The following is an 18,804-nucleotide window of genomic DNA, read 5'->3' as shown; positions in this document are numbered from 1 at the left end:
AAGTGACAGACCGGCTGACAGACCGCCTAGCGGCGCTGTTCGACCGCTTCGAGGAGCCGGGGGTCCACGGCCAGCGCGTGCAGCGTCTCCCACGACAGCCCGCCGGCCACCTCGGGAACGCCGGCGCCCGACGGATAGCCGGTTCCGTCGAGGCCCCCGCCGCCCCCGCCGCCCGCGCCGCCCCGCGGATTCGCCGGGGTCGCCTCGTCGGTGGCGGCCCGGCTCGGATCGCCCCGCGGTGACCAGGTGGCGTCGCGGGACTGCGGGGCGCTGCCCGCGAGGATCTGGACGGTCCAGCCGTCGGCGGTCAGCCGGGTGATCCCCATGGCGGGGGTGAGGGCGGGGGCGTCGACGTAGTAGGCCAGCACGTCACCGTCCGGGCTTCCCGGCTCGTTCGTCCTGTCCTTCCCGCTGTTCGGGTCGGTGGTGCCGTTCGGGTCGCTCTGTATCGGTCGGCAGTTCTTGACGGAGCCGTCCCATGGCGTGCCGACCGGGGTGCCACCGCCGGTCCGGCACGCGGCCACCGTGTCGCGCGCCCCCGCCGGGGCGGCCGTCTCCGCGGTCCTGGTGACGGACACGTACATCCAGACCGCGTCCCCATCCGGCTCGACCAGCCGGAAGTAACCGCCGGGAACCGGCGGATCCCGCGGCGTCCACGTCTCCAGGGTGCCCAGGTCCTGTACGAGGGGCCGCAGCGACGCGAGCGGGGGAAACCGGCTCTCCCCCGCTCCCGAGGACCCCGACGCGGCGGGCTCCACGGGCCGGTGGAAGGAGCCCAGCAGCGAGGGCAGCGCGGCCGCTCCGCCCGCCAGGACCACCACCGCCGCCGCGGCGCCCAGCGCCGTACCGATCCGGCGCCGCCGCTTGAGCCGCCGCCCCTGGACGATCGCGCCCGGCACCAGATCCGGCATCGGCGGCTCCGCCCCGACGCTCAGCCGTTCCAGCGCCCGCACGACCTCGTTCTCCCCGGTCTCCTCTGTCATCCTCACCACTCCCCCGTCATGTCGCCGGTACGGTGCGACGCCACCGCCAGCGGCGTGTCGCCCAGGATGCGGCGCAGCGCGGCCAGGCCCCGGGAGGTCTGGCTCTTCACCGTCCCCGTCCCGCACCCCAGCGCCGCAGCGGTCTCCTCCACACTCCGGTCCTCCCAGAATCTCAGCACCAGGACCGCCCGGCTGCGCGGCGGCACCTGACGCAGCGCCGCCAGCAGCGTCACCCGCAGATCCGGGTCCTGCGGCGGGGCCGCCACGTCGTACTCCCGCGCCGCCGGACGCTCCCACCAGCGGCGCCGCCGCGTCTCGTCGACGAACGTCCGGTAGAGCACCGTACGGGCGTAGGCGTCCGGGGACTCCGTCCGGCTCACCCGGCGCCACACGGCGTACAGCTTGGCCAGCGTGTGCTGCACCAGGTCCTCGGACAGGTGCCAGTCGCCGCACAGCAGGTACGCCGTCCGGCGCAGCTGGGCCTGGCGGCTGCGTGCGAACTCGTCGAAGGTGACGCCACGCTGCTCAAGGGTCAGAGACACCGGCCGTCACCCTCACCGTCACCGTCGGGCGGCGGGAAAAGGGTCATGTCCTCCAGACGGGACGGGGTTCCGGAAGGGTTGTCACGTCCGGCGAGAAATAATTTCCGGCACGGAACCCCTTCCTCCGTACGGAACCCCTATCCCGCCACGGAACCCCTCCCTCCTTGAACGGCCGTCAGCTGGCGCGCAGCGCGTCGACCGGCTCCATTCCCGCTGCCCGCAGCGACGGATAGAGCCCGGCGAGCAGTCCGACCAGCGCCCCGGCCACCGGAGCGCCCAGCGCCGGGGCCAGGTCCAGTACCGGCGTCCACTCCTGGGCCGCCGCCACCGCGACCACGACCACGATCCCCAGCACCGAGCCGATCGTCCCGCCGAGCAGTCCGATGGTCGTCGACTCCAGCAGGAACTGGCCGGCCACCTGGCGCCGCGACGCGCCCAGCGCGCGCCGCAGGCCGATCTCCCCGGTCCGTTCCATCACGGTCACCAGGGTCACGTTCGCGATGCCGATCGCCCCCACCACCAGCGAGACCAGCCCGAGCACCAGGAACATTCCGTCGACGTCGCCGCGCACCGCGCCGCGCGCCTTCGTCAGATCCGGTGGCGCGGCCACCGCGAGGGAGTCCTGGTGTCCGGGTGCCAGCGCGATCGGCGCCTGCCGGGCCACCTGTTCGGCCGCGCCGAGCGAGGTGTTCACCAGCACCCGGGTGACCGTCGTCAGGTCCAGCCGCTCCGCGGCCGTCGTGGGCGGCAGGATCACGGCGGTGGAGAGCCGCTCCTCCCGCCGTACGGAGCCGAGGATTCCGATCACGGTGTACGACTGGCCCTCGATGAAGACCGCCGGGGCTCCGCCGACCCGCTGGACGCCGAGCAGCCGCGCCGCCTGGTCGCCGAGGACCGCGACCCGGTCGCGCCGGGTGATGTTGCCCTCGTCGTAGAAGCGCCCGGCGGTCATCCGGCCGCGCACGGCCGCCGGCAGCTCCGCCGAGGCGGCGACGACCGCGAGGCCCTGGCCGGAGACGCCCCCGGGCGACGTGATGTCGTTGGCCCTGACCTGGACGTTGGCGGTGGCGCTGGAGTCGGCGAGGGCGGCGGCGGACTCCACCCCGGCCAGCCGTCGCACCGCGTCGGTGCCCGACCACTCCACCAGCGGTACGGGGTCGGGCCCGGGCGGCGGGGGCGGCACCGTCACGGTGACCGAGGTCGCGGCGAGCGCGCTGAACCGGCCTTCGATCTGGTTGCCCGCCGTGGCCGCCACGCCGATGGTGATGACCAGTGTGGCGATCCCGAGAACGGTGCCCAGGGTGGTCAGCGCCGACCGTACGGGCCGGGCCAGCACCCCCGAGAGCGCCTCGGTCCACAGGTCACGCGGATCCATGCGGGGGCGTTCCGCCCGCGCCGGACCCCGGCGGGCGGCCCTCCGTACCGTGGTCACCCGGCCTCCCTGGTGAGGCGGCCGTCGGTGATCCGGACCCGTACGCCGGCCCGGCGGCTCACCTCCTCCTCGTGGGTGATCACCACCAGGGTCATCCCCTGCGCGCGCAGCTCGTCGAAGAGCTCCAGCACCGAGAGCGTGTTCTCGCTGTCCAGGTTCCCGGTCGGCTCGTCGCAGAGCAGCAGCGCCGGGTCGCTCATCAACGCGCGTGCCATGGCGACCCGCTGGCGCTCCCCGCCGGAGAGCCGGTCGGGCCGGAAGCCGACGCGGTGCCCGAGCCCCACCCGCTCCAGCGCCTCACGGGCCCGCGCCCGGCGGCCGCGCCGGTCCCGCCCGGGGCGTGGCCTGCGGTAGGTCTCGGCGAGCATCACGTTCTCGTCCACGGTCCGGTACGGCAGGAGGTGGAACGCCTGGAAGACGAACCCGATCCGGCCGCCCCTCAGCGCCGTACGTTCGAGGTCGCCGAGGCCGGTGGTCTCCACGCCGTCCAGCCGGTACGAACCGGAGGTGGGCCGGTCCAGCAGCCCCAACGTGTTGAGCAGGGTCGACTTGCCGGATCCGGACGGCCCGACGATCGACACATGCTCCCCGCGACGCACGGTCAGGTCGACTGCGCGCAGCGCGTACACGGGCGGGTCGGTGGGGAAGGAACGTGTCACGCCGGTCAGTTCGACGACGGCATCGGCCTCGGCGGCGGGAGCGGCATAGGGGTTGGTACGGGCGTGGGTACCGGCGTCGAGAGCGGTGTCGGAGGCGGCGGCGCGGTCCGGATCGGGGTGCGCCGGCGGGGTGCCCCTCACGCGCCCACCACCACCAGATCGCCCTTCTTCAGCTCCCCGCCCCCGTCCGGCGCCACCTCGACCAGCCCGTCCGCCGCGATGCCCACCGTGACGGGCACCTCCGTGACCCGGCCGGACCGCTGTACCCGTACCCGGGCCTGACCGTCCGCCGAGGTGTGGACGGCCGCGACGGGAACGGCGAGGACCGTGCCCTTCGACGCGCCGACCTTGATGGTCGTCTTCACCGATCCACCGGCGCGGTCACCGAGCGCGCCGCCCGCGGGCACGGTGATCCGCAGCTGGACCGGGGCCGACGGATCGACCGGCTCGGCTTCCCCGCCCTCGTTCTGCTGCCCCTGACTCCGGCCTTGGCCTTGTTCCTGGTCCGGCTCCTGCCCTTGCCCCTGTTCCTGGTCCTCGTTCTTCGAGGACGTCCCGCCGTCTCCGGCGCCGTCGCCGACCGCCTCCAGCTTGCCCACCGCCTTCTTGCCGTCCGGGGTCTCCACCGCCACGGCGAGCCCGGGCCGCAGCAGTTGGGCGTCCGCCCCGGGGACGACCGCCCGGACCAGCAGCTCGGGGCTGGTGACCGTACCGATGTCCCCCGTCGCGGCGTCCCCGGAGCTCACCGCCGCCTTGTCGAGCCGGGCGGGCAGCTCCGGCAGGAAGACGACCTCCCCGGACGGGATCTTCGTGCCGTACGAAGCCTCGAAGTCGCTCAGCGCGCCGTTGGCGGCGTCCAGCGCCTCCTGCGCGGCCTTCCGTTCCAGCTTCCTGACCCGCTCGGTCGAGCCGCCGGTCCCCTCCCGTCCGGTGCCCTCGGCCTCGCCGGAGTCGTCGCCTCCGCCTCCGCCGCTGCCGCTGCCGCTGTTGAGCAGCGTCACCTGCGCGCCGGTCACCGCCTGCCGCAGCTCGGCGAGCCGTCGACGGTCGGCCGCGGTCGGCTCGTGGGCCGGATACCCCTTGCTCCTGTACCAGCGGGTGACCGCCGAGGCCGTCCCCGACCGGTAGGTGCCGCTGACCGCCCCCGGCTCGAAGCCGATCCGCCGGAGCGCCTGCTGAAGCTGGGTCACGTCGTCGCCGGTGGTACCCGGTGCGATCGTGCGGTACATCGGAACGGTCCCCTTCAGGACGAGTACGGGACGGCCGCTCACCGCCATCAGTACGTCGCCCTCCTTGAGCACCGTCCCGGCGACGGGCGCCTTGGTGACGCGCTGCTGGGTGCCCTCCTCCTCGGGGCCGCCGGCGGAGCCGACCGGGCCCGCCAGCCTGAGAGGCCTGGGCGAGCCGTACTCCAGTGAGCCCGACGCCACCACGGTCGCGGTGAGGGGACGCTCCTCGACGGTCACGGTCACCGGCCCCGCCGCGGGGGGCTTGTGGGCGGCGGCGACGTCGGCGGGCGACCGTACCTGCGTACCGGCGAACCAGCCGCCCGCGCCGACCAGGACGACCACCCCGATGAGCGCTCCCAGCTTCCTGCGGTTGGCGGCGCCCGCCTCCGTACGTACGGAACCGTCCGCATTGCCCCGACGCCCGTGCCCGGCGCTCACCCCTGCCCCTCGGAGTGGGGGTTCGCCTTGAGCTTGGGGAAGTAGGCCGCCCGGAACTTCTTGCCGCACTTCAGGTCCTTCATGGCGGCGTCGACCTCCTCGGCGAACAGGGACTTCAGCCTGTCCGCGGCCAGAGCGGCCGTGCCGTCGGCGGGCAGCCTGGCGCTGAGACCGAACTTGACCGTGTCGACGATGCCGGTCGGCTGGGTGGTCTCGGGCCTCAGTCCCTCCCCGGTCAGGCAGGACGCGTATGCCTGCGCGAGCCCGACCAGCTCGGGGTCACCGTTGAGGCGCTGCCCCGCGCGTGTGTTCTCCTCGTCCTTGGCGTTCTGCTCCTTGGTGAGCTCGGCGGCGCTCTTCTCCGGCCCGTACACGGCCGTGTTGGCCTCCTTCGTACAGCCGGTCTCCTTGGGCGGGGTCGTGTCGCCGGGGGCCAGGGCACCGGGCTGCCCCAGCGCCTTGAAGTAGGCGCTCTCCTGCGCGGGGGTGAGCGTGGCGCGGTAGGCGCTGTTGGGGTTGGCCAGCTTCTTCTCCTCGGCCGCGCTGTTCGGGGCCTGCGGGTCGTCTGGGTAGACGGCGCCCGCGTAGAGGCCGAAACCGTACTTCTGCCGGTACTGCCCGGCCAGCTCGTAGTCGCGCCCGTCGAGCGCCTTCGAGGACTCGGACTCGTCCAGGACGTACGGGGTGTAGGTGAAGCCCTGCTTCTTCATGCAGGCCGCGACGGCGTTCTCGACGAGGTACCGCTGCTTGGTCTCCTGGTCGGCGCCCGCAGGGACGGCCAGTTCACCGCTGCCCGACCCGGAGGACGCGTCGGTGCCGTCGCCGGCGGTGGCGCCGGAACGGGCCCCGGAAGCGGAGCCCGCGGCGTCGGCGCCCTCGCCACCGCAGGCGGCGAGGAGCGGCAGCAGGCCGACCGCCAGGACGGTGACCGCGAGGGAACGCTTTTTCTCTGTCATGCCGGGTAGAGCGCATCGACCCGGCCGGTGGGTTGTCAGGCCCCCCGAAAAATCTGGGCGGCCCTTCCCTGCGGCCTTCCGGCGGCCCTTCCGGCCCGGGCACGACAAAGCCCCAGCCCGGTACGGAGCTGGGGCTGGGGCCTCTGGACGACGTGGAGGTGCCTCAGTGCCTGCTGTGCCGGCCGTGCGGGTCGCCGGGACCGTCGGGCGCGTCGTCGGGCGCGCCGGGCCCCCGGTGCTGGTGGGGCGCCTGGTACGGGCCGGGATCCTGATACGCCCCGGGGGCGGCCTGGTAGGGGCCGGGGGCCGGATAGCCGCCCTGCTGCCCCTGCTGTCCCCCCTGCTGTCCTTGCTGCCCCTGCTGGTACGGGCTGGGGCTCTGGTGCGCCTGGGGGTTCTGGGGATTCGGGTACCCGCCGGGGCCCTGATATCCGCCCTGCTGCTCCTGGTAGCCGCCGGGCGTCTGGTACGGGTTGGGGTTCTGCTGAGCGCCGGGGGCCTGGTATCCGCCAGGGGTCTGGTACAAGCCGGGCGCCTGGCCGTAGCCGCCCTGGGCCTGGTAGCCACCGGCGGGCTGATACGCGCCGGGAGGCTGCTGACCGTAACCACCCGGCTCCTGGGCCGGAGCGTGAGCCTGTGCCGGAGCCTGGGCCTGAGGCGCACCGCCCGGGCCGGAGGCGTCGGAGATCTTCGGGAACCGCATCGTCTCCGCACCGGGCGCACCGGGGGCGGGCGCACCGGAGGCGACGGGGGCGCCGTACCCCTCCATGGCCTCCGTGCCGGGGCCGACCAGGCCGTCATCGACCGCGGGCGCCTGGCCGGCGGACTTCTTGGAGTGCGAGCGGGCCCGCAGGACCTCGATCACGATCGGCAGCACCGAGATCACGACGATCAGGATGAGGATCATCTCGATGTTCTCGTGCACGAAGTCGATCTTGCCGAGCGCCGCACCCAGCAGCGTGACGCCCGCGCCCCAGAGTATGCCGCCGATGATGTTGAAGGTGATGAACGAGCGGTAGTTCATCCGGCTCACACCGGCGATGATCGGCGTGAACGTACGCACGACGGGCACGAAGCGGGCCAGGACCAGCGACTTGGGGCCGTACTTCTCGAAGAAGTCGTGCGCCTTCTCGACGTTCTCCTGCTTGAAGAGCTTGGAGTCGGGGCGCTTGAAGAGCGCGGGACCGACCTTCCGGCCGAAGAGATATCCGACCTGGTCACCGGCGATCGCCGCGAGCACGATCAGCCCGCAGACCAGCCAGAGGGGCGTCTTCAGGGTGCCGGCCGTGACCAGCAGGCCCGTGGTGAAGAGCAGCGAGTCACCCGGCAGGAAGAAGCCGATGAGAAGACCGGACTCGGCGAAGACGATGACCAGGACACCGATCAGCCCGAAGGTCCCGATCAGATAGTCCGGGTCCAGCCAGCTTGGTCCGAGCGCAAGGGTGGTCACGGGTTCCGGACTCCTGAGTCTTTGGTCGGTCGATCGGCGATTCGGCATGGTCGGCCGCGCACAAGCTATCAACGGCCGGCCGCTCCCCCGGGTTCCACCCAGCGTCCAGCAAATGCGCTCGGGATGCACACCGGGCAGACGGGTACAAAGCTGTGCGTGACACGGGCCGTACGGGGTCCGGGACGCAGGGACGGACGGAAAGGACGGTCCGCGCGATGGGCATCGAGGAGTACGGCGGCGGCCAGGGCCCCGGGACGGACGTCCTGGTGGTCACCACGAACGACGTGCCCGGATATCAGGTGCGGAAGGTGATCGGCGAGGTCTTCGGCCTCACCGTCCGCTCGCGCCACCTCGGCAGCCAGATCGGCGCCGGGCTCAAGTCGATGATCGGCGACGAACTGAAGGGGCTCACGAAGACCCTCGTGGAGACCCGTAACCAGGCGATGGAGCGTCTCATCGAGCAGGCCCGGGCGCGGGGCGCCAACGCCGTCCTGATGATGCGCTTCGACGTGACGGAGGCGGCGGATGTCGGGACGGAGGTGTGCGCGTACGGCACAGCCGTCGTGATCAGCGAGATCGAGAGATAGAGACCGAGAGATAAAGACCGGCAGATACAGGGGACGGCGGTGCCGGTGCAGGAGACGGCGGAGCCGGTCCGGAGGCAGCGGAGGTGAGTGCGTGGCCGACGACGCGGTGCCCGACGCCCCTGCTCCCGACCCCGCTCCCGACCCGGCCCCCGGCCCGGTTCCCGCCTCGCTCTCCGCCCGCGCCCTGCTGCCCCTGGTCGTGCCTTCCCTGGTGGTCGGGGTGGTCTCGGCGCTGGTGCTGCTGGGCGTGAGCGCGGTCGCGGGGCAGCTGGAGGACGTCCTCTGGGGGACGCTGCCCGACGCCCTCGGCATCGGGCGCTACTCGGCGCTCTGGATGATCGTGATGCTCACGGCCACCGGGCTGGCGGTGGGCGTCGTCGTACGGCAGGTGTACGGGCACGCCGGGCCCGACCCGGCGACTACCGGGCTGGTCGACGCGCCACTGGCCCCCGGGGTCCTGCCGGGGCTGCTGGTCGTCACCGTGCTCGCGCTGGCCGGCGGGGTCAGCCTCGGCCCGGAGAACCCGATCACCGCCACCAACATCGCCCTCGCGTACTGGCTCGGCCGCAGGGCGGCGCCGCGTGCCCCGGCCGCGCTCTGGGTCTCGCTCGGCGCGGCGGGCACGATCGGGGCGCTCTTCGGCACCCCGGTGGCCGCCGCGCTGATCCTCACCGAGACGCTCGCCGCGCGGCCGGGCCCCGGCTCGCTGTGGGACAAGCTGTTCGGCCCGCTGGTCGCGGCCGGTGCGGGCGCGCTGACCACCGTACTGATCGCGCGCCCGACCTTCGACCTGAACCTGCCGCCGTACCCCGGCACCCACTGGAGCGACCTGCTGGCCGCCCTGGTGATCGCCCCGCTCGCCGCGGCGCTGGGCATGGCGGCGGTGCGGGCCTTCCTGTACCTCCACGCCCTCTTCCGGCGGATCGGGCACCCGGTGCCCGCCCTGGCCGCGGGCGGGCTGGCGCTGGGGCTGCTGGGGGCGCTCGGCGGCCATCTCACGCTCTTCAAGGGCCTCGACGAGGTGAAGACCCTGGCGAGCGACCCCGACGGCTGGTCGGCCGGATCGTTCGCGCTGATGACGGTGGTGAAGCTGGCCGCCCTGGTCACCGCCGCGGCCTGCGGCTTCCGGGGCGGCCGGATCTTCCCCGGCGTCTTCGTCGGGGTCGCGTTCGGTCTGTGCGCGCACGCCCTCGTCCCGGCCGTCCACCCCACCGTAGGGGTCGTCAGCGGCGTGCTCGGCATCCTGCTCGCCCTCACCCGGCAGGGGTGGCTCAGCCTGTTCACGGCGGCGGTCCTGGTCTCCGACACCGCCGTGCTGCCGCTGCTCTGCGTGGCCGTGCTGCCCGCCTGGCTGCTCGTCACAGGACGTGCCCGGATGCAGCTCCACGAGGACGGGACACCGTTGCGGTGACCGGCGGACCGGCCCGGACAGAGATGACCTGACAGAGGCAACGTGAAAGAGGCAACGTGAAAGAGGCGGCGTGAAAGAGGCGACCCGGCCGGGCAGGACGGCCCCGGTCCGCCGACAGGCGGTGCACGGCGCCCGTCCGTATTCTCGCGAAGGGGGCCGTACGCACGTACCCACCCCCGACACCCCGAGGAGATCCGCCGATGCCACTCCACCGAGGCGCGGACAGGGCAGCCGACGTACCCGAGAAGGAACTCGCCGAGCTGCGGCGGCTGTCGCTCAACCCGTTCTACGGGGAGGCGGATCCCGTCAGCGAGATGACCTCGGCGCCGCCCACCCACCGGCTGCCCGAGGGACCGACCCCGCCGCACACGGCCTATCAGCTCGTCCACGACGAGCTGATGCTCGACGGCAACTCACGGCTCAACCTGGCGACCTTCGTCACCACCTGGATGGAGCCGCAGGCCGCGGTGCTGATGTCGGAGTGCCGGGACAAGAACATGATCGACAAGGACGAGTACCCGCGTACCGCCGAGCTGGAGCGGCGCTGCGTCGCGATGCTCGCCGATCTGTGGAACGCCCCGGACCCGGCGGCCTCCGTCGGCTGCTCGACCACCGGGTCGAGCGAGGCGTGCATGCTCGCCGGGCTGGCGCTCAAGCGCCGCTGGGCCGGGCGGAACGCGGCGCGCTATCCGGCGACCGCCCGGCCCAATCTGGTCATGGGCGTCAACGTCCAGGTCTGCTGGGAGAAGTTCTGCACCTTCTGGGAGGTCGAGGCGCGGCTGGTGCCGATGGAGGGCGACCGCTTCCACCTCGACCCGCAGGCCGCCGCCGACCTCTGCGACGAGGACACGATCGGCGTCGTGGCCGTCCTGGGCTCCACCTTCGACGGCTCGTACGAACCGGTCGCCGAGCTGTGCGCGGCGCTGGACGCGCTCCAGGAGCGTACGGGGCTCGACATCCCCGTCCATGTCGACGGGGCGTCGGGCGCCATGATCGCGCCCTTCCTCGACGAGGACCTGGTCTGGGACTTCCGGCTGCCGCGGGTCTCCTCCATCAACACCTCGGGGCACAAGTACGGCCTGGTCTACCCGGGTGTCGGCTGGGCGCTGTGGCGTTCGTCCGCCGAACTCCCCGAAGAGCTGGTCTTCCGCGTCAACTACCTGGGCGGTGACATGCCCACCTTCGCGCTGAACTTCTCCCGGCCGGGCGCGCAGGTCGTCGCGCAGTACTACACGTTCCTGCGGCTCGGCAGGGACGGCTACCGCGCCGTCCAGCAGACCGCGCGGTCCATCGCCACCAGCCTCGCCGCGCGCATCGAGCGGCTGGGCGACTTCCAGTTGCTCACCCGGGGGGACCAACTGCCCGTGTTCGCCTTCACCACCGCTCCCGATGTGAAGAACTTCGATGTCTTCGACGTCTCGCGGCGGCTGCGCGAACACGGCTGGCTGGTTCCCGCGTACACCTTCCCCGCCCACCGCGAGGACCTTTCCGTGCTGCGCGTGGTCTGCCGCAACGGCTTCTCGGCGGACCTGGCCGCGCTGCTGGTGGCCGATCTGAAGCGGATCCTGCCGGAACTGCGCGCGCAGGAACGGCCGCTGGACCGCGACAGATCGGCCGCCACCGCCTTCCACCACTGAGGGTCGTCCGGGTACGGGCGACCGGCCGCCGGCCGCGCCGCTCCGTACCCGGCACATGCCCGGCGGCCCTAGGGCTCAGCGGCCCGGCGGCTCAGCGGCTCAGTGCCTCAGCGGCTCAGCCGGCCGAATCTCCGAACCGCGAGCGGGAAGAAGACCGCGAGCAGCGCCACCGGCCACAGGACCGCCAGCGCCCCCGCGTGCTCCGCCGCCCAGGAGCCGGTCGCGGCGGCCGCTCCCCCGTCCGGGGCGCCGAACAGCCCCCGTACCGCCGTGGCCGTCGCCGACATCGGGTTCCACTCCACGACCGCGCCCAGCCAGCCCGGCATCGACTCCGGCGTCGCGATCGCGTTGGAGAGGAAGCCGATCGGCCAGACCAGGATCTGCACCGCCTGCACCATCTCCGGGCGGCCCGCCACCAGGGCGAGCTGGATGCCGATCCACAGCATCGCGAACCGGAACAGGAGCAGCAGCCCGACACCGGCCAGGAAGTCCACGGGGCCGCCGTGCCAGCGCCAGCCGATCGCGTACCCGGCCCCGATCAGCACGCCCAGGCCGAGCGCCGACTGGAGCATGTCCGCGACGCTCCGGCCCACCAGGACCGCCGAGGACGCCATCGGCATCGAGCGGAACCGGTCCACCACGCCCTTGTTGAGGTCCTGGGTGACGGCCAGCATCGTCGATTCGAGCCCGAAGGCCATGGTCAGGGCGAGCATGCCGGGCACGAGGAACGCGACGTACTCCCCCTCGATCCCGCGTCCGCCGCCGATCAGGAAGCCGAACATCAGCAGCAGCATCACCGGGAAGACCAGCCCGACGACGACCTGGACCGGCCGGCGCGCCCAGCGGGCGAGTTCGCGCCGGGTCATGGTCCAGGAGTCGGCGAGCGCCCAGCCGAGCCCGCTGCCCCCGGCGGCACCGGGGCCCTTCGCGGACACCGCCGCGGGGGTCGCCGTACTCATGCCCGCACCCCCGCCCGCGCCGCCTGCTCCCGTTCCCGTTCCTGCTCCTGCTCCTGCTCCTGCTCCCGTTCCTGCTCCCGTTCCCGTTCCCGTTCCTGCTCCGACGGACCCCGAGCCCCGTCCGCCTCACCCGTCAGCCGGAGGAAGACCTCGTCCAGCGTCGGCCTGCGCAGCGCGATGTCCTCCGCCTCGACACCCTCCGCGTGCAGGGCCCGTACGGTCGCGGTGAGCGCCGCCGTACGGTCCGCGACGGGGGCGCTCAGCAGCCTCCGGTCGGCGTCCGTACGGACCGACGCCGTGCCGGCCGTACGGGCCAGCAGCCGCGCCCCGTCCGCGAGCCGGTCCGCGTCCCGCAGGACGACATCGATCCGGTCCCCGCCGATCCTGGCCTTCAGCTCGTCCGTCGTTCCCTCCTCGACGACCCGCCCGTGATCCACCAGCGAGATCCGGTCGGCGAGCTGGTCGGCCTCCTCCAGGTACTGCGTCGTGAGCAGTACGGTCGTCCCGCCGCCGACCAGCGAGCGCACCGCGCTCCACACCTCCGCCCGGCCGCGCGGGTCGAGCCCGGTCGTCGGCTCGTCGAGGAAGAGCACCTCCGGCTCGGTGATCAGGGACGCGGCCAGGTCGAGCCGGCGCCGCATCCCTCCGCTGTACTCCTCGACCGCCTTGCGCCCGGTCTCCCGCAGCCCGAAACGCGCCAGCAGCTCATCGGCGCGCGCCCCCGCCCGCCGGGCGCCGAGGTGGTACAGGCGGCCGAACATCTCCAGGTTCTGCCGCCCGCTCAGGTCCTCGTCCAGCGCCGCGTGCTGGCCGAGCAGCCCGATCCGGCGCCGTACCTCGCGCCCCCGCGTCCGCACGTCGTGGCCCGCCACCCGGACCACCCCCTCGTCGGGCCGCAGCAGCGTGCTCAGCACCCGTACGGCCGTGGTCTTGCCCGCGCCGTTCGGGCCGAGCACACCGTGCACCGTCCCGCGCCGCACGCGCAGGTCGAACCCGTCGAGGGCGTGCTTCGCGCCGTAGCGCTTCCGCACCCCTTCCGCGACGATCACGTCCGTCCCGTCCGCCATGCCGTCCGCCATATCGCCCGTCACGTCGCTCGTCGTACCGTCTGTCGCACCGGTCAATGCCGTTCGCCTCCAGCCGCTCACCCGTTACGCACCACTCAGGGCAGGTAGTCAAACTTGACTACCCTAACGAAGGGAAGGTAACTCCGGCCTTCCCATTAGTCAAACTTGATCAGAGGAGATCGCCCTCATCGGGAACCCCCGTCGCGTACGGGTTCTCCTCGCCCTTCCTCAGCACGCCGACGAACGGCTCGCCCTCCCCCGCGAAGGCGTACGCGCCGCCCTCGATCCGCTTGATCAGGCCGCGCGTCCACTCCGCGCCCGAGTCCGCCGAGTGGACCCAGAAGTTCATGATCTCGCCGATGTGGCCGAGCTGCTCCGGGCCGTCCTCCGGGACGTAGGTCTCCGTCACCGCCGAGCGCCACGCCTCGATCGCGCGGACCCGCTCACTCAGCAGCTCGACCACCTCGGCGCGCGGCAGGTCGAGCATGCAGCCGAGTCCGGCGGACAGGATGTCCATCTTCTGGTCGTACGTGGTCAGCGCGGCGCGCAGCAGCCTGAAGTACTCCGCGTCGCCGGCGTCCGTGATCTCGTACTCGGTCCTCGGCGGCCCGCCCGCCGTGCTCGGCGCGACCTCGTGCGCCAGCAGGCTGCCCTGCTTCGCCAGTTGCTTCAGCGCGTGGTAGATCGAGCCGGGCTTGGCGTTGGACCACTCGTGGGCGCCCCAGTACTCCAGGTCGTTGCGGATCTGGTAGCCGTGGGCCCGCCCGTGCTGGCGGACCGCGGCGAGCACGAGCAAACGGATCGCTGACATGGGGCCAGGTTATGACGCCCCCGCGGCGGCCCCGGGCGCGGATCGGCCCTCCCGGCTCTCCCCGTGTTCCAGCGCGACCAGCTCGAACGCGGTCTTCCCGTCGAGCGTCTCCCGGATGATGTCCGCGTGGCCCGCGTGCCGGGACATCTCCGTGATCAGCCGCAGCAGCAGCCAGCGCATCGACACCCGCTCGTCCGGCGGGAACCAGGGGTCATTGGGGAGCGGGAACGTCGCGTCCAGGGTGTCGAGACCCCGGATGAACTCCTCCGTCTCCCCCGCGACCCGCCGCCAGTACGCCAGCCGGCTCTCGACCGTCTCGTCGCCGACGAGCCGGAAACTGTCCAACCAGGCGTCCCGCGTCATCGGCACCTCCGGCGCGAGCTGCCGGGCCCGTGCGAGCCAGCTCTGCTCGACCTCGGACACGTGCTTCAGGATCCCGGAGAGCGACAGCTCGCTCGCGCTCGGCGCCTCGGCCGCTTGCTTGTCGTCGAGGCCGAGCAGCGCCCTGCGGATGCCGCCGCGCTCGGCCTCCAGGAAGGCCAGGAGCGCCCCGCGCTCGTCGCCGGGATTCTCCGCGTTCACATGGGTGACCATGGGATACCGCCTCTCGTCGTACGGTGCTGTGCCGGTCCGTCCGTCCCGGACCGACACGTACGACGCTACGAGGCATGGAGGACAGATCCTGTCCTTCATGCCACGCGACGCGGGAGGTTCAGAGAGGGAACTCCGTGCGGCCGTGCTGCACGGAGATCCACTTGAGGGTGGTGAACGCCTCCACCGTCGAGTCCCCGTTGAGCCTGCCGAGTCCCGAGGACTTCTCCCCGCCGAAGGCCACCATCGGATCGTCCTGCACGGTCGCGCCGTTGACGTGCATCATCCCCGTGACGATGCGCTGCGCGAACGAGACGCCCCGCTCGACGTTCGACGTGTGCACGGCGCCGCTCAGCCCGTACGGGGTGTTGTTGGCGATCCGTACGGCTTCCTCCTCGCCGTCGAACGGGATGAGCACCGCCACCGGTCCGAAGATCTCCTGGCGCAGCAGCGACGAGTCCTCCGGCAGCCCGGTCAGCACCGTGGGCTCCACGAGATTGCCCCGTGTCCGCCCCCGTACGAGCGCCGTCGCGCCCTCCGCGAGCGCCTGGTCCACCAGCGCCGTCAGGGCGTCCGCCTGGAAGGTGTTGATGACCGGGCCGATCTGGGTCTCGGGGTCGCGCGGGTCGCCGGTCCTGAGCGCCGCCACCCGCGCCACGAACTTCTCCGTGAACGCCGGCTCGACGCTCCGGTCCACGAGGATCCGGTTGGCGGCCATGCAGACCTGGCCCTGGTACGAGAACCTGCTGGCGACCGCCGCGTCCACCGCGTAGTCGAGACCCTCGTCGTCCAGGTCGTCGAGGACCACGAGGGCGCTGTTGCCGCTCAGTTCCAGCACGGTCCGCTTGAAGTGGCCGGCCGCCACGGCGCTGACATGGCGGCCCACCCGGTCCGAGCCCGCGAAGGAGATCACCTTCGGGACGGGGTGCTCGATCAGCGCGTCGCCGATCTCCGCGATGTCCGTGACGACGACGTTGAGCAGCCCGGCCGGCAGCTCGGCGTCCTCGAAGAGCTTGGCCACCAGGCCGCCCCCGGTGACCGGCGCGTTCTGGTTCGGCTTGATCACGACGGCGTTGCCGAGCGCCAGCGCGGGCGCCACCGACCTGATCGTTATCAGGAAGGGGAAGTTGAAGGGGCTGATCACACCGACGACACCCACCGGCAGCCGGTAGACCCGGTTCTCCCGGCCGTCGACCGGGGACGGCAGGATCCGCCCCTCCGGGCGCAGCGAGAGCTGTATGGCCTCGCGCAGGAACTCGCGCGCCGCGCCGACCTCGTACCGCGCCTTGAGCTGGGTGCCGCCCAGCTCGTCGACGATCGCCTCGACGATGTCGTCCTCGCGCTCCTCGACCAGCCTGAGCACCCGCTCGAAGACCGGCCTGCGCTGGTACGGGTTGGTGCCGGCCCACAGGCGCTGCGCGCGCTCGGCGGCGCGGTACGCCTCGTCGACCTCCAGGGACGTCGCGACCGTGATGGCCGCGAGCTTCTCGCCGTTGTACGGGTTGAAGTCGATGATGTCCCACGAGCCGCTGCCGGTCCGCCACTCGCCGTCGATGTACTGGTGGGCCAGGTCGGTGAAGTAGGACATGCGATCCCTTACGGTGCGATCCCTTACGGCAGGTGCGAACTCCTGATGTGATGTCATCGTACTGATGTATTCAGATCAGTTGGAGCAGTCCGCGAAGGACATCGCGGCTCTCTTCCGGCCCCGGGCTGTCGGCCTGTAGCCGCTCCATCACGCGTTCGTACTGAGCCACCTCCTCGCCCTTGTCCAGATAGAGCGCGCTGGTGAGCTGTTCCAGGAAGACGACGTCGGAGAGATCGGACTCCGGGAAGCTCAGCATGGTGAAGGCGCCGCTCTCGCCGGCGTGACCGCCGAAGCTGAACGGCATCACCTGGAGCGTGATGTTGGGCTGCTCGGAGATCTCGATGAGGTGCTTGAGCTGCCCCTGCATGACGGCGCGGTCGCCGTAGGGCCGTCTCAGCGCCGCCTCGTCGAGCACGGCGTGGAAGCGGGGCGCGCGCTCGGAGACGAGGGCCTTCTGCCGCTCCAGCCGCAGGGCCACCCGGCGCTCGACCTCGGCGCAGGGCGCGTCCGGCTGGCCGCGGGTGACGACGGCATGCGCGTACGCCTCGGTCTGGAGCAGCCCGTGCACGAACTGCACCTCGTAGATGCGGATGAGGGAGGCGGCGCCTTCGAGACCGATGTACGTCTGGAACCAGCCGGGCAGCACATCGCCGAAGCTGTGCCACCATCCCGCGACATTGGCCTCCCGGGCGAGGCCGAGAAGGGCCGCGCGCTCGCCCTCTTCGGCGACCCCGTAGAGAGTCAGCAGGTCCTCGATGTCCCTGGCCTTGAAGCTCACCCGTCCCAACTCCATACGGCTGATCTTGGACTCGGATGCACGGATCGAGTAGCCCGCGGCCTCACGTGTGATGCCGCGCGATTCGCGCAGCCGTCTCAGTTGTGAGCCCAGCAGGATGCGCCGCACCACGGAACCGCCCGATTCGGCTGCGGTCACGTCTCCAACCCTCCCCATCGCATGTGGTTCTGCTCGGAGCGCCCCCGAACTCCAAGTGCCGGATTCTGCCATCAAAACGCTTCGCCCCGTACTCATTCGATTACTGAAATAAGAAGGCTTTGCGGAGAGGGCGAAACTGGTCACAGGAAGAAATGCGCCATAACTGGCATGATAGGGGTGAAGCTGGGCACGTGCACGTGCATCTGCCCTTGCATCTGCCGTACGCATTCGGAACCATGGGCCCCGCGCACCTGCGTGCTGGATCGTGTTGACGCGTTGTGCCGCTGAACCACCCGCAGTATCGCTACGGCCGCGAACCCCGGGAGTGCTCGCATGGGGATGAATGGATCGACCATGCTGGAGCCCTTGAGGCAAGGGCTCCCCCCGATCGATCCCGCGGGAGCGGCCGGCACGGCGTCGTGCGCCCTGCCGGCCCGGTACGAGGCGGTGCGCGGGGCCCGGCAGTTCACCCGGACCACACTCTCCCAGTGGGAGTTGAGCGAGCGGTTCGACGACGTCGCCCTGGTCGTCTCCGAACTGGTCACGAACGCGCTGCGGCACGCGCTGCCCGCCGACACCCCGCGCGAGCCGCACGAGCCCCCCGTACGCCTGCACCTGATGCGGTGGTCGTCGCGGCTGGTGTGCGCGGTACGGGACCCCAGCCTCATGAGCCCCGCGACGCGGGACGCGGACGAGGACTGCGCGGCGGAGTCCGGACGGGGACTCTTCCTGGTGGAGTCCTTCAGCGACACGTGGGGGTGGCACCCGCTGGCCGGGTCACTGCACGGCAAGGTGGTCTGGGCCCTGTTCCAGCTGCAGGCCGACCGGGCCTGAGACAGACCACGGGCAGACCACGGGCAGACCAGGAGCAGACCAGAGGCGCGGCCGAGGCGGACCCGAGGCCGGACCGGCCGGACCCATTGGCCGAAAACCATCGCCGATAAGCCGGTTCCCATGATCAAAATACTGGATGGTCTAGACCTGACCCGCGATCATTCGGCCATACCGCAGCAGAAAATGGCGCGTTTTGATCGCACTGATGCGCGACGATCTGCCGACCGAAGGTGCGACCGTCGGTAACAGGCCATAGGGGCCAGGGGCCCTCAGGCGCCCGCCACGAGATGGTCGAACTCGCCCGCCTTGACGCCGATGAGCATCGACTCGATCTCGGCGAGCGTGTAGACGAGCGCGGGTCCGTCAGGGTGGCGTGAGTTGCGTACCGCCACCTCGCCGCTCGGCAGCTTCGCGAACTCCACGCAGGATCCCTGGGAGTTGCTGTGCCTGCTCTTCTGCCAGACGACTCCGTGAAGCTCTGTGGCCGTTATGCCGTTGTACACGTGGTGCACAGGTCGCTCCCCGAGTTGCAAGGTGCAGGTGTCAACTGTCTCGGATCATAGCTGTGTTTCATGTGCCGATGCATGAGCAGATGCACGTGCACGCGGGGTGGTCCCTCGGTTACAGCTGCCCTCGTGAACACCCGCGCCCGCGTGCGGAGACGTGCATCCCCCTCTACGGAGAGAGACGCGAAAC

The 18,804-nt window shown here is 71.7% G+C and carries 18 protein-coding genes; 4 read left to right on the top strand and 14 right to left on the bottom strand.

Translation table 11 applies throughout. The annotated features are described in order from the left end of the window. Nucleotides 1-26: 26 nt before the first annotated feature. The 7 genes from ACFXKG_RS09970 to ACFXKG_RS09940 form a co-directional block, all read right to left on the bottom strand. A complete protein-coding gene (locus ACFXKG_RS09970) occupies nucleotides 27-983 on the bottom strand; it encodes a hypothetical protein (protein ID WP_384835107.1) in 957 nt (318 codons plus the stop codon). 2 nt (nucleotides 984-985) lie between these two features. Beyond that, on the bottom strand, nucleotides 986-1,519 hold the full coding sequence (locus ACFXKG_RS09965) for a SigE family RNA polymerase sigma factor (protein WP_384835286.1): 534 nt from the start codon (nucleotides 1,517-1,519) through the stop codon (nucleotides 986-988). A gap of 181 nt (nucleotides 1,520-1,700) precedes the next feature. After that, the gene (locus ACFXKG_RS09960) at nucleotides 1,701-2,900 is read right to left on the bottom strand and encodes an ABC transporter permease (RefSeq protein WP_384835104.1); all 1,200 of its coding nucleotides are present in this window, start codon (nucleotides 2,898-2,900) and stop codon (nucleotides 1,701-1,703) included. Nucleotides 2,901-2,953: 53 nt separating this feature from the next. Continuing rightward, nucleotides 2,954-3,625 carry an ABC transporter ATP-binding protein gene (locus tag ACFXKG_RS09955; protein WP_384835283.1) on the bottom strand — a complete coding sequence of 224 codons (672 nt, stop codon included), beginning with the start codon at nucleotides 3,623-3,625 and terminating at the stop codon, nucleotides 2,954-2,956. 128 nt (nucleotides 3,626-3,753) lie between these two features. Then, the gene (locus ACFXKG_RS09950) at nucleotides 3,754-5,283 is read right to left on the bottom strand and encodes a peptidoglycan-binding protein (RefSeq protein WP_384835101.1); all 1,530 of its coding nucleotides are present in this window, start codon (nucleotides 5,281-5,283) and stop codon (nucleotides 3,754-3,756) included. Beyond that, nucleotides 5,280-6,239 (bottom strand): hypothetical protein, encoded by a 960-nt coding sequence (locus ACFXKG_RS09945; RefSeq protein WP_384835098.1) that lies wholly within the window; start codon nucleotides 6,237-6,239, stop codon nucleotides 5,280-5,282. The genes ACFXKG_RS09950 and ACFXKG_RS09945 overlap by 4 nt, the downstream gene beginning before the upstream one ends. Before the next feature lie 163 nt (nucleotides 6,240-6,402). Further along, nucleotides 6,403-7,689, bottom strand: a complete 1,287-nt coding sequence (locus ACFXKG_RS09940) for a DedA family protein (protein WP_384835095.1) — start codon at nucleotides 7,687-7,689, stop codon at nucleotides 6,403-6,405. 215 nt (nucleotides 7,690-7,904) lie between these two features. On the opposite strand from ACFXKG_RS09940, the gene ACFXKG_RS09935 reads away from it, so the two are divergent. From ACFXKG_RS09935 to ACFXKG_RS09925, 3 genes are all read left to right on the top strand, one after another. Next, the gene (locus ACFXKG_RS09935; RefSeq protein WP_384835092.1) at nucleotides 7,905-8,276 is read left to right on the top strand and encodes a YbjQ family protein; all 372 of its coding nucleotides are present in this window, start codon (nucleotides 7,905-7,907) and stop codon (nucleotides 8,274-8,276) included. A 91-nt stretch (nucleotides 8,277-8,367) separates the two neighbouring features. Next, entirely contained in the window at nucleotides 8,368-9,687 is a 1,320-nt protein-coding gene (locus tag ACFXKG_RS09930) for an ion channel protein (protein WP_384835089.1), read from the top strand. Between the two features lie 200 nt (nucleotides 9,688-9,887). Continuing rightward, the gene (locus ACFXKG_RS09925) at nucleotides 9,888-11,324 is read left to right on the top strand and encodes a glutamate decarboxylase (RefSeq protein ID WP_384835086.1); all 1,437 of its coding nucleotides are present in this window, start codon (nucleotides 9,888-9,890) and stop codon (nucleotides 11,322-11,324) included. Between the two features lie 107 nt (nucleotides 11,325-11,431). Here ACFXKG_RS09925 and ACFXKG_RS09920 read toward each other — a convergent pair whose 3' ends face one another. From ACFXKG_RS09920 to ACFXKG_RS09895, 6 genes are all read right to left on the bottom strand, one after another. Continuing rightward, nucleotides 11,432-12,283, bottom strand: a complete 852-nt coding sequence (locus ACFXKG_RS09920) for an ABC transporter permease (RefSeq protein ID WP_384835083.1) — start codon at nucleotides 12,281-12,283, stop codon at nucleotides 11,432-11,434. Beyond that, nucleotides 12,280-13,350, bottom strand: coding sequence for an ATP-binding cassette domain-containing protein (locus tag ACFXKG_RS09915; protein ID WP_384835281.1), 1,071 nt, complete (start codon nucleotides 13,348-13,350; stop codon nucleotides 12,280-12,282). Before ACFXKG_RS09915 ends, ACFXKG_RS09920 begins: the two co-directional genes overlap by 4 nt. A gap of 169 nt (nucleotides 13,351-13,519) precedes the next feature. Beyond that, nucleotides 13,520-14,161, bottom strand: coding sequence for a PadR family transcriptional regulator (locus ACFXKG_RS09910; RefSeq protein ID WP_384835080.1), 642 nt, complete (start codon nucleotides 14,159-14,161; stop codon nucleotides 13,520-13,522). A 9-nt stretch (nucleotides 14,162-14,170) separates the two neighbouring features. Continuing rightward, nucleotides 14,171-14,755, bottom strand: a complete 585-nt coding sequence (locus ACFXKG_RS09905) for a DinB family protein (RefSeq protein WP_384835077.1) — start codon at nucleotides 14,753-14,755, stop codon at nucleotides 14,171-14,173. A gap of 118 nt (nucleotides 14,756-14,873) precedes the next feature. After that, nucleotides 14,874-16,340: an aldehyde dehydrogenase family protein gene (locus ACFXKG_RS09900; protein ID WP_384835074.1), complete on the bottom strand. Its 1,467-nt coding sequence runs from the start codon at nucleotides 16,338-16,340 to the stop codon at nucleotides 14,874-14,876. Between the two features lie 70 nt (nucleotides 16,341-16,410). Then, nucleotides 16,411-17,292 carry a helix-turn-helix domain-containing protein gene (locus tag ACFXKG_RS09895; protein ID WP_382893733.1) on the bottom strand — a complete coding sequence of 294 codons (882 nt, stop codon included), beginning with the start codon at nucleotides 17,290-17,292 and terminating at the stop codon, nucleotides 16,411-16,413. Between the two features lie 315 nt (nucleotides 17,293-17,607). Here ACFXKG_RS09895 and ACFXKG_RS09890 point away from each other — a divergent pair, with 315 nt between their 5' ends. Then, nucleotides 17,608-18,108, top strand: coding sequence for an ATP-binding protein (locus ACFXKG_RS09890; RefSeq protein WP_384835071.1), 501 nt, complete (start codon nucleotides 17,608-17,610; stop codon nucleotides 18,106-18,108). Nucleotides 18,109-18,377: 269 nt separating this feature from the next. Here the strand turns inward: ACFXKG_RS09890 and ACFXKG_RS09885 are convergent, their stop codons facing one another. After that, nucleotides 18,378-18,620: a DUF397 domain-containing protein gene (locus tag ACFXKG_RS09885; protein WP_382893729.1), complete on the bottom strand. Its 243-nt coding sequence runs from the start codon at nucleotides 18,618-18,620 to the stop codon at nucleotides 18,378-18,380. Nucleotides 18,621-18,804 lie beyond the last annotated feature (184 nt).

The sequence above is a fragment of the Streptomyces sp. NPDC059255 genome (assembly GCF_042752355.1).
Classification (GTDB): domain Bacteria; phylum Actinomycetota; class Actinomycetes; order Streptomycetales; family Streptomycetaceae; genus Streptomyces.
The sequence above is the reverse complement of the archived record's forward strand: the minus strand, read 5'-3'. Positions and strand labels throughout refer to the sequence as shown.